9 protein-coding genes, 3 tRNA genes and 1 rRNA gene are annotated in these 10251 nt (G+C 40.0%); 4 read left to right on the top strand and 9 right to left on the bottom strand.

The annotated features are described in order from the left end of the window. The 5 genes from I6E80_RS20180 to nudE form a co-directional block, all read right to left on the bottom strand. Window positions 1–73: transfer RNA gene (locus I6E80_RS20180), tRNA-Met, on the bottom strand. A gap of 62 nt (window positions 74–135) precedes the next feature. Next, window positions 136–212: transfer RNA gene (locus I6E80_RS20175), tRNA-Met, on the bottom strand. 160 nt (window positions 213–372) lie between these two features. Next, window positions 373–449 (bottom strand) — tRNA-Met (locus tag I6E80_RS20170). 136 nt (window positions 450–585) lie between these two features. Beyond that, window positions 586–1389: a 3'(2'),5'-bisphosphate nucleotidase CysQ gene (gene cysQ / locus I6E80_RS20165; RefSeq protein ID WP_007586545.1), complete on the bottom strand. Its 804-nt coding sequence runs from the start codon at window positions 1387–1389 to the stop codon at window positions 586–588. Next, the gene (nudE, locus tag I6E80_RS20160; protein ID WP_007586548.1) at window positions 1382–1954 is read right to left on the bottom strand and encodes an ADP compounds hydrolase NudE; all 573 of its coding nucleotides are present in this window, start codon (window positions 1952–1954) and stop codon (window positions 1382–1384) included. The genes cysQ and nudE overlap by 8 nt, the downstream gene beginning before the upstream one ends. Window positions 1955–2015: 61 nt before the next feature. On the opposite strand from nudE, the gene yrfG reads away from it, so the two are divergent. Then, window positions 2016–2663, top strand: coding sequence for a GMP/IMP nucleotidase (yrfG, locus tag I6E80_RS20155; protein WP_197186309.1), 648 nt, complete (start codon window positions 2016–2018; stop codon window positions 2661–2663). Between the two features lie 15 nt (window positions 2664–2678). Here yrfG and I6E80_RS20150 read toward each other — a convergent pair whose 3' ends face one another. The 3 genes from I6E80_RS20150 to I6E80_RS20140 form a co-directional block, all read right to left on the bottom strand. Next, complete coding sequence (locus tag I6E80_RS20150) at window positions 2679–3302, bottom strand: dUTP diphosphatase (protein WP_007586550.1); 624 nt, start codon at window positions 3300–3302, stop codon at window positions 2679–2681. Window positions 3303–3407: 105 nt separating this feature from the next. Continuing rightward, the gene (locus tag I6E80_RS20145) at window positions 3408–3776 is read right to left on the bottom strand and encodes a YacL family protein (RefSeq protein ID WP_024592461.1); all 369 of its coding nucleotides are present in this window, start codon (window positions 3774–3776) and stop codon (window positions 3408–3410) included. A 116-nt stretch (window positions 3777–3892) separates the two neighbouring features. Next, window positions 3893–4117, bottom strand: a complete 225-nt coding sequence (locus tag I6E80_RS20140; RefSeq protein ID WP_002963009.1) for a hypothetical protein — start codon at window positions 4115–4117, stop codon at window positions 3893–3895. A gap of 303 nt (window positions 4118–4420) precedes the next feature. Here I6E80_RS20140 and uvrD point away from each other — a divergent pair, with 303 nt between their 5' ends. From uvrD to I6E80_RS20125, 3 genes are all read left to right on the top strand, one after another. Further along, window positions 4421–6586, top strand: a complete 2166-nt coding sequence (uvrD, locus tag I6E80_RS20135) for a DNA helicase II (RefSeq protein ID WP_007586555.1) — start codon at window positions 4421–4423, stop codon at window positions 6584–6586. Then, window positions 6564–8633 carry a GNAT family N-acetyltransferase gene (locus I6E80_RS20130; protein WP_197186308.1) on the top strand — a complete coding sequence of 690 codons (2070 nt, stop codon included), beginning with the start codon at window positions 6564–6566 and terminating at the stop codon, window positions 8631–8633. Before uvrD ends, I6E80_RS20130 begins: the two co-directional genes overlap by 23 nt. 102 nt (window positions 8634–8735) lie before the next feature. After that, complete coding sequence (locus tag I6E80_RS20125; protein ID WP_197186307.1) at window positions 8736–9584, top strand: chemotaxis protein; 849 nt, start codon at window positions 8736–8738, stop codon at window positions 9582–9584. A gap of 346 nt (window positions 9585–9930) precedes the next feature. On the opposite strand, the gene rrf is transcribed toward I6E80_RS20125, so the two are convergent. Beyond that, window positions 9931–10045, bottom strand: a 5S ribosomal RNA gene (gene rrf / locus I6E80_RS20120). Window positions 10046–10251 lie beyond the last annotated feature (206 nt).

The raw sequence follows: 10251 nt of genomic DNA, 5'->3' as shown, positions 1-10251 counted from the left end.
TGCGGGAGCCGGATTTGAACCGACGACCTTCGGGTTATGAGCCCGACGAGCTACCAGACTGCTCCATCCCGCGCCTGAAATTTGTAGACTTGTTTAAAGTTGCTTACATTACAACTTGGCTTCCAATTAAAGAATTGGTTGCGGGAGCCGGATTTGAACCGACGACCTTCGGGTTATGAGCCCGACGAGCTACCAGACTGCTCCATCCCGCGCCTGTATATTTTAAGTCTATCGACTACTTTATTTTATCTCTTAAGCTAGAGTTTACAGTAACCAAATCTTATAAAGAATTGGTTGTGGGAGTTGTGAAGGTGAAGAGTGAACCGACGACCTTTTAAAACTACCTATTGCACCAAATTTTAATAAAAATATTGGTTGCGGGAGCCGGATTTGAACCGACGACCTTCGGGTTATGAGCCCGACGAGCTACCAGACTGCTCCATCCCGCGCCTGTAATTTCTTTAAAACATTTTCGTAATATTTACGAGCCTGCCTTGAAGAGAGCGCTACTATATAGGAATAAACATTTAATGCAAGGCCTAAACTAATTAAAGTTGTTCAACCGAACAAAAAGCAATCAAATTGCTATTCTGCGCTCAACCTTTGATGCGGATTAATCATTTTTTGCCATTCCCAGTCTGGATGTCCCATCACTATAAAGTCAGGGTTCTCAGTACTCTCACGTTGGTTGTACGTTAGCGGATTAAATTCGGCATCGGTAATACAACCACCGGCTTCTTCAACAATAACTTGTGAAGCACCTGTATCCCACTCTCCCGTTGGACCAATTCTTAAAAAACAATCTGCTTTGCCTTCTGCAACAGTACAAGCTTTTAATGAGCACGAACCAATAGCAATAGTTGTAAACTGACTATTTAAATACTGACTCACCGCTTCTATTTTTTGGCGGCGGCTCACTGCAAGCGTCAAGTTCTCTGGCGGCGCTACAGATATTTGCTTATCAATTGAGTTTTCACGTTTAAAGGCACCATTTTTAGCTGTAGCAAAATAAGTCACACCTTTTGCAGGCCAATGAATAACTCCAAGCACAGGATGATTATTTTCAATCAATGCAATGTTTACTGCAAAGTCGCCACTTTCTAAAATAAATTCGCCTGTACCATCCATCGGATCGAGCAACCAATAGCGCTGCCAGTCCTGTCTGTCGGCGAGTGCAGGTATAGGTGTTTCTTCCGACATAATTGGGATATCGGGCGCTAAGACTTTTAATCCAGCAACCAGTACGTCATTTGCTGCTAAGTCAGCTTTGGTAACAGGCGTATTATCTGATTTCTCTTGTTGGCCAATATCGCCTTTTTTATAAATGGCCATAATTGCATCGCCAGCACGCTCAGCTAATTCAATACACGGTTCGATTAATTTATTCATCGGCAGCTCCAGACGCTAAATACTTATCTAATAATAGCAAAGCTGCAACACTGCGTGCTTCGGTAAAATCTTCTTGGTCTAATAATGACTGCCACTGAGTTAATGGCCACTTAACAACAACAAGCGGCTCTGGTTCGTCGCCAATAAGGGTTTGTGGGTATAATTGCTTAGCAAATAAAATATGCATAGTGGCATTAAAGTAACTCGGCGCCATTGTTACTGTTCTTAATGGTTTAAAATACTCAGCACCAAAGCCAATTTCTTCTTTAAGCTCTCTGTTAGCAGCTTGCTCTGGCGTTTCGCCCGGATCGATTAAGCCTTTAGGAAAACCTAACTGGTAATCGTTTGTGCCCGCACAGTATTCACGTACAAGTAGTAATTCGTTGTCTGCACTTAACGGAACAATCATCACTGCTCCCCGGCCACCGCCGCGAATTCGCTCATACTGGCGCTCTTCGTTATTAGAAAACTTTAGCTCTAAAGACTCCACAGTAAACAGGCGGCTTTTAGCGACAACATTGTTACTGAGGATTTGTGGTGGTGTTGGGTGCTTTTTCTGTGTCATTGGCGTTAATTTGCTATCATGGCAGTTAGTTCAATAATAAACCTTATAAGTTGAAATTCCTATGTTAAATTGGTCAAAAATCGATACCGTTTTGCTCGACATGGATGGAACATTACTCGATTTACATTACGACAGTCATTTTTGGCTTAACGTTATTCCTGCGCAACACGCATTAGCAAGAGGTATTAGCCTAGATGCAGCTAAAGCAGATATTTTAAAACGCTATCAAGCTGTGAGTGGTCAAATACAGTGGTATTGTTTAGATTATTGGGAGCAGCAATTAAGCTTGCCTATAATGGAGCTTAAACGAGAGTCTCAGCATTTAATTAAAATGCGCGAAGACGTACCTCATTTTTTAACTGAGCTTAAAAAAGCAGGCAAAGAGTTAATTTTACTTACCAACGCCCACCCTGAGAGTGTCATGCTTAAATTTGAGAATACAGCGATTGATAACTACCTAGATGGCGTAGTGTCGACTCATGAATATGGAGTAAGTAAAGAGCAACAAAGTTTGTGGCATAAAGTGCAAGATGACTTAGGCTTTAATAAAAGCCGTACTTTATTTGTAGATGACAGTGTGCCGGTATTAAATGCCGCGCGAGAATACGGCATTGAGCACTTACTTGCAGTTGCTAACCCTGATAGCCAACAACCACATAACGAGATAGCCGATTACCTAAGTGTTACCGACTATCGTAAGATTATCTAACTCAGTTTACGTGGGCTAGATTTTTGGGTAACGCGCTTCTAGCCCTTGATATACTAACTTTGCAAAATCTGCATGTTCTGTATCAAGGCTTTTAACTACTTCAACTAAATGCTCGTTATCTTCTTGCCCGTTCCATTCTTTAATATAGCTACCATCTTTGTAACCGTGATCTTGGCGGAAAAAGTTTAACGTATTTTTACCTACGTAGCCGCGATATAAATCATCAATATCCATACCCATTTGCGCCATACAGCCGGCAAAGGCACCTGCATTAAACGTTTTATCAGCAACAGCAGACGCCGCTAATATTTCTAGTGTTTGCTTAAAGTCATCAGCTTGTTGAGCATTACTAAGCTCAGTTTCAAGTTGCTTTGCTAAGTCTTCGTAGCTAGTTTCGCCGTCAATTCTAAGCGATAGACCAAAATGAAAAATATCAACCAACTCTAAAATAACTTGTTCAGTATCTGGTGTTTGTTTTTTCCACCATTTCCAACCATGATGATCTAGCATTTCAGCACACTCAACCCAAATAGCACGGTACCATTCAAACCCTTGAGTAAACCATTGCTCATGTACTTTAGTATTCATGGCGTTTTGCATTTCTAGCATCACTACTAGCTTGTTTAAATTGGCAGACATATCAACTCCTGTCGTTTTGGTTGGCGTAATTTTCGTTGCTGTAATAATACAGATAAAATGCTGATTGTGCATTGCTGTATATTTTTATTAGTGTGCTAATTATGTTTATCGTGACGTCGTAAACTCATGCCATGAATCAATTAAATCAATGAAATCTTCAAAGCCACAACCACTACTTAAACCATTTTCTTCAAGCGCTAAATCGTCATCTTGATACGCTATTAGGTCTTCGCTGTCTTGATGAAGCGCATGGGCTTCAAATAGTGCTTCGTCTTTGGTTAATATTAAATCTATTTCTTGGCCTTTTAGCGTTAGCGGCTCATAGCTTGAACTCACCGATGCAATAAGCGCTTGCACCATGGCTACTTTGTCTTTGCCTATTTCTTCGTTTAGCCAGCGACCAATAATAGCGTGTTCACTGCTTATTTTAATACGTAGCCCACTAATAGGGTCGCGAATAAATTGATATTCCATAGGGTTTGCCTGTAAATCTTTAATTGCGTAATTATATACGTAAACGCCCGCAAACCACAGGACATATAAAGTAAAATAGCGCCACAAGGGCGCTATTTTACTCAACTTTAAAGCCGTTAACTTCGCGATCTATAACGCGCTGCGTCAATAATCGACCATAAGTAAATAATAGGCACAAGTACAAAGCCTACAAGCACATAAATTAGTGCGTAACTTATTATAATAGCGAGTGCAAAAAATATAGCCGCTAAAATACGCCCTTGCACTAACTGCCCTAAACCAGGAAAAAATATATTACATAATGCTGCGATTACGTTACCGCCAGAACCTTGATCTGCCATACTAACCTCTGTATTTATTTGATTTTATAATTATTTACTTACACACTCTATGCCAATTTATTAAAGCTTACAAATCAAATAGTTAAATTAGTCTAGATTTAGAGAGTTAGTAAATTTTGCTAACTTTAGGTCAAATTAGCAATTTTTGTTATGTGTTTGCACTTTTCTATTCGCTCAATTAATTAGCAAGTTACTCGTTTTGAACACTATTTTATAAATAGCTGTTTATAAAAACAGTATTTTATTTAGCCTAACAAAAACACCTGTTATACTGGCCACAATATTGATTAAAAAGGCGTAACGATGGACGTTTCACAATTACTCGATGGCTTAAATGACAAACAACGCGATGCCGTTGCAGCCCCACTACAAAACATGCTGGTATTAGCAGGTGCTGGGTCTGGTAAAACACGAGTGTTAGTTCATCGTATTGCGTGGCTTATGCAAGTTGAGCAAGCCTCCGCTTACAGTATTTTTGCAGTTACCTTTACTAATAAAGCCGCTAAAGAAATGCGTGGCCGCGTTGAAGAAACACTAAAAGCGCCTGTAGGTGGTATGTGGATTGGTACTTTCCATGGTTTATCGCATCGTATTTTACGTGCTCATCACCGTGAAGCTAACTTACCTGAAGCCTTTCAAATTTTAGACTCTGACGATCAGCTTCGGATGATCAAGCGCTTATTAAAATCGATGAATATTGATGATAAAAAATGGCCTGCTAAACAATTTGGCTGGTACATAAGCGCCAAAAAAGATGAAGCACTTCGCCCTAAAGATATCCAAGCATACGATATTAACGAGCAAATGATGCTGCGTGTTTATGCCGCCTATCAAGAGGCCTGTGATAGAGCGGGCCTAGTTGATTTTGCTGAAATATTACTACGCAGCTACGAAGTATTAAAAAATAACCCTACGTTACTACGTCATTATCAGCAACGCTTTGCACATATGCTCGTAGACGAGTTCCAAGATACAAATACCATTCAATATGCTTGGTTAAAGTTACTTGCTGGCGATACTAACAGCATTATGATTGTAGGCGACGATGACCAAAGCATTTATGGTTGGCGTGGTGCTAAAATCGAAAACATTAAACGTTTTTTAACTGACTTTAGCGCAGAAACCATTCGCCTTGAACAAAACTACCGTTCAACCGCGACTATTTTGAAAGCGTCCAACGCATTAATTCAAAATAACTCAGAACGTATGGGTAAAAGCTTGTGGACCGACGGTAACGATGGCGAGCCAATCTCTATTTATGCAGCATTTAATGAGTTAGACGAAGCACGCTTTGTAAGTAGCAAACTACGCAGCTGGTTAAATGCAGGTAATGCCCTACAAGATGCCGCAATTTTATACCGTAGTAACGCGCAATCTCGTGTACTCGAGGAAGCTATGCTACAAGAAGGCTTAAAATACCGTATTTACGGTGGTATGCGATTTTTCGAACGACAAGAAATTAAAGATGCGTTGTCGTACTTACGCCTAGTAGGTAATCGTCAAGACGATGCCGCGTTTGAGCGTGTAATTAACACGCCAGCACGCGGTATTGGCGACAAAACATTGAGCCATATACGAGATTGTGCACGAGCAGAATCGTTACCGCTTTGGTATGCCGCAAAAGCAATTGTAGAACAACAGCATTTATCTGGTCGTGCTTCTGGTGCCGTAAGTAAGTTTGTAGAACTAGTCGAACAAATAGAAGATAAAATTAGCGATCTAACTTTGCATGAGCAAGCCAAGTACACAATTCAAACCTCAGGCTTGATGGCAATGTACCAAGCTGAAAAAGGTGAAAAAGGCCGTGCTCGCGTAGAAAACTTAGAAGAGCTAATTAGCGCATGTGACCAGTACGAACTTCCTGAAGACGAAGAATACAGCTCGCCTTTACAAGGCTTTTTAGCACATACATCACTTGAGTCAGGTGAAGGACAAGCAGAAGAGCACGAAGACGCCGTTCAAATGATGACACTTCACTCAGCTAAAGGCTTAGAGTTTCCGTTAGTGTTTATGGTGGGCGTAGAAGAAGGCATGTTCCCTTCTCAGCAAAGTAACGAAGAGTCTGGTCGTTTGGAAGAAGAGCGCCGCCTTTGTTATGTAGGCATGACACGAGCAATGGATAAGTTATACATTAGCCATGCTGAGAGTCGCCGTTTATACGGGCAAGAAAAATACCATAGCCCATCACGCTTTTTACGCGAAATACCTGAGGACTGCGTTGAAGAAATTCGTATTAAAACACAGGTTTCTCGCCCGCCTGCCGCCGGGCGTTTTAGCGCATCAGTTAGCCATGCCGCATTTGAAGACAGTGGCTTTAACTTAGGGCAACGAGTTTTGCATGCTAAGTTTGGTGTTGGTACCGTACTTAATTACGAAGGCAGTGGCGCGCAATCTCGCGTACAAGTTAACTTTGACGACCTTGGCAGTAAATGGTTAGTAACGGCCTATGCACGATTACAAGCTGTATAAAGCTCACCTAAATGAGTTAGAACAACAACTAGCTGGCGCGTATCATCGTCAGCTAGTGTTGATTACGGGCAGCCCTGCTTGGTGTTATGAATTACTTAACTCATTAATAGATGAAAACAATACACTTGTTGTATCAAAGCAGTGCGCGATTAAAAATTCGTACTGGCCTACTCGCACTCACCAAATTTTAGGGCAAGAATTTGCTCATGCTGTTTACGATGGTTTTAGTGGTTTACACCCTGATAAACTTGCAGCACTTACCGGCACCGTTAAAGCAGGCGGTATACTGTTTTTATTACTGCCCGAATTAAATGATTTAGCCTCTTGGCAAGACCCCTCATTAAGTACAGTGCAATCACACGGTCAGAGTATTGACTACAGTTTATTTAATCAACGTTTCGCGGCTATTATTAAGCGATTACCCGCTTTTCATTTTAGTGAACAAAATGGCTGTATTAGTAATCTCGTCAGCTCTGTTACGGATAATAAAATTGACTATCTACCACAGCAAAACTGCGTTGAACAAATAGTAAAAGTAGCTAATGGTCGTGCCAACAGGCCTTTACTCATTAATGCTGATAGAGGTAGAGGCAAGTCGGCAGCACTTGGCTTAGCAGCCGCAAAATTAGCTGATAAAAAAGTAATTATTTGCAGCACTCAGTTTAAAGCGACCCACAGTAGCTTTAAGCATTTAGCCAACGAGCTGAGCTTTCAATACAACGCTGAACATAAACAGCTCGCCAACTTGCACTACGTTGCACCTGACGCGTTATTAAATGCATTACCTGAGTGCGATTTATTACTCATTGATGAAGCTGCAGCAATTCCTGTTCCGTTATTGCTAAAAATGCTAGCTCATTACCCTCGTATAGTCTTTGCAAGTACACTGGTTGGGTATGAGGGCAATGGTAGGGGTTATACCATTCGCTTTAGTAACTATATAAAAGCGCACTATAAAGCCTCTAAAGTTGTAACGCTTGATGAGCCACTGCGTTTTGCTAAACACGATCCCCTCGAGAAGCACATTCGCACCTTGCTTGCACTCGATGCACAATACAAAGAGTTAAGTAGTGAGCAATTAGAGCAGCCAGTTCATAGCGAAATAACTCAGCAATCCCTTGTAAACAATGAGCCTTTACTGCAACAAGTTATTGCCCTGCTTGCATTGGCTCACTATCAAAGTAGTGTAAACGATTTACGCCAACTACTAGACGCACCATCGCAACGAATATTCATCAGCAAAATTAACAATCAATTAGTTGGTGTATGTTTAATCGCAATAGAAGGTGGTTTAAGTGAAGAACTTGCTCTACAGGTTATAAGCGGAGAGCGCCGCCCACAGGGTCATTTAATGGCTCAAACCCTCTCACAACTTAGTTTTAATAATGACTACTTAACACAGTTGAGCGCTCGCGTTGTACGAATAGCGATTGATCCGAGTTCTCACAATATGGGTTTTGGTAAAAAGCTACTTAGCTATTGCGAGTCGCAAGTAAAAAGCCAATGTAGTTGGTTTGGTGCAAGCTTTGGCGCAACAGCGCAGCTACTTAACTTTTGGCAAAAACAAGGGTTTGATACCGTAAAACTGGGTTATCAACGCGATAAAAGCACGGCAGAACATTCGGCGCTTGTGGTTAAATGCTTAAATAACAAAAGTGCGATTATTCAACCTTTGAAAAAGCAGTTTAAAAACGATTTTTTTTATGGCCTTTTAACACACTTTAAAACACTGGACTGGCAACTTGTAAGTATTTTAATTGCGGGATTTAGCGATGAGTTAGTAAGCCCCGAGACTCGCGAACGATTAGCCTTGCTCGTAAACAATAGCTTCACTCAATTTAATATCTCTGCGACTCTTTGGCAGGTAGTGAATCAGTCTCCTTCTTGTATGTCTCAATTAACAGAGTCAGATAAACAACTTTTAATAAAGTTAGTCCTTCAAAATGAATGTAATGAAAAAGTAATTCAACACTTAGGTTTATTAGGAAAAAAGCAGCTTGAGAATCAATTTAAACATGCCATAAAAAACCTCACTAGTGCCATCTAATAACTCCTAGTTACCTATCTCTATTAAATCTTATCCATCTTTAAGCTATTTATTTAATTTGTTCTATCCTTAAAGCATTAATAGGTAAATTAAGATAAAGGCATGGAATTAATAAACTTTAAAGTGGGCTGTAAAACAATTTCACTTAAAATACTCGATATTTTATTAACAGAACGCTTTGACAATAATCTAACAACTTTACCAAACAATAATAAAAGCTTTATTGGTGTTAAAGATTATATGGATATACCAACACCTGTTTTTGATTTGGGTATTATTTTAAATAATATCTCAACTGAGCAAAGTAATGCGAATGCACTAAAACAACTCAGATCGTGGCAAGAAAAACTATTAAACTGGTTCAATATACTTCAAAGTAGCTTATCGAGTAGCTCGGCTCCTATTTCAAACAATGACACAGAACTACAAGATTTTGTTCTTTTTTACAAAGAATTCAACACCGATAATGAAGACTTAAAATTAACTATGTCTCGGTTTAACGACACCTTCCAATCAATACTAGAGACAATAAAAGAAGTTATAGCAGCCCATAATCGGAGTGATCATAAACAAGTATCCGTGCTGCTCGACAAAATGAATCGTAATAGCTTGATTCAACTCGAGCGTTTATTTGAATCAGCTAAAGAGCAAATAACATTAGACTATAAACCTATTATTGTTTTTACCACTAAAGACGGCTTAAACCCACATGTAGGGTTATTGGTAGATAAAGTCGAAGATAATATCGACTATAAAAAAGAAGATATTAAGCCACTAGATAAGCTAACTGAGGTTGGTTTTGATCTAGACCCACAAACTAAGAATATGATGCGTGGGTTAATCAAGCTTTCACAAAAGCACAGTGTATTAATTGATCCAAGCGTAATATTTAAACCAACCCAACTAGAAGAATCCGAAAGTGAAGAAACCCAAGCTTACGGACTATTTTGAATAGCCTTTATATTTGGTTATAAACTTTAGTACTGAAGTAATGAGCTATTCAGCTCGACTTGTATATTTAGGTGAATTGGAAAGACCTAGAATGCGTAATGTTCATTACTCCCCCACATTTTACTTTTCTGCAGACGTAAAAAAGCCCGAATCGTTAGATTCGGGCTTCTACAATGTGAAGTCGGTGCGCCACGCAGTGGATGTCGTGGTGCCCACAGCGATAGAAAGTCACAGTGCAAATGCTAGACTATCATCGGTCGGGGCTCGGCATGGGCTTTGGCTATTTAGTAAATCCCAGATAGCAAAAAACCCGTCACATTGCTGTAACGGGTTTCTTTAATTTGAAGCCTGGTAATGTCCTACTTTCACATAGCAAATGCTACACTATCATCGGCGCTGTTTCGTTTCACTACTGAGTTCGGCATGGAATCAGGTGGGTCCAAAACGCTATTGTCACCAAGCAAATTTGGGCGTTAATCCGTATCGCTACGCACTAACTGAATTTGGAAAATATCTGATAATATTTTTTAAGTCTTTCTTAAGTAATATCTACTTTAGTTATATTAACTTCTTCGCTTGTTTCACTATCACATAAAACGCGTTTGGCGTTGTATGGTTAAGCCTCACGGGTAATTAGTACAAGTTAGCTTAATGGCTCACACCACTT

Origin of the sequence: Pseudoalteromonas sp. NSLLW218 (assembly GCF_015864775.1) — a bacterium.
Taxonomy (GTDB): Bacteria; Pseudomonadota; Gammaproteobacteria; order Enterobacterales; family Alteromonadaceae; genus Pseudoalteromonas.
The sequence above is the reverse complement of the archived record's forward strand: the minus strand, read 5'-3'. Positions and strand labels throughout refer to the sequence as shown.

Coding starts and splice junctions, on each gene's coding strand:
- cysQ (WP_007586545.1), bottom strand. CDS start 1,389: ATGAATAAATTAATCGAACCGTGTATTGAATTAGCTGAGCGTGCTGGC.
- nudE (WP_007586548.1), bottom strand. CDS start 1,954: ATGACACAGAAAAAGCACCCAACACCACCACAAATCCTCAGTAACAAT.
- I6E80_RS20130 (WP_197186308.1), top strand. CDS start 6,564: ATGCACGATTACAAGCTGTATAAAGCTCACCTAAATGAGTTAGAACAA.
- I6E80_RS20140 (WP_002963009.1), bottom strand. CDS start 4,117: ATGGCAGATCAAGGTTCTGGCGGTAACGTAATCGCAGCATTATGTAAT.
- yrfG (WP_197186309.1), top strand. CDS start 2,016: ATGTTAAATTGGTCAAAAATCGATACCGTTTTGCTCGACATGGATGGA.
- uvrD (WP_007586555.1), top strand. CDS start 4,421: ATGGACGTTTCACAATTACTCGATGGCTTAAATGACAAACAACGCGAT.
- I6E80_RS20150 (WP_007586550.1), bottom strand. CDS start 3,302: ATGTCTGCCAATTTAAACAAGCTAGTAGTGATGCTAGAAATGCAAAAC.
- I6E80_RS20125 (WP_197186307.1), top strand. CDS start 8,736: ATGGAATTAATAAACTTTAAAGTGGGCTGTAAAACAATTTCACTTAAA.
- I6E80_RS20145 (WP_024592461.1), bottom strand. CDS start 3,776: ATGGAATATCAATTTATTCGCGACCCTATTAGTGGGCTACGTATTAAA.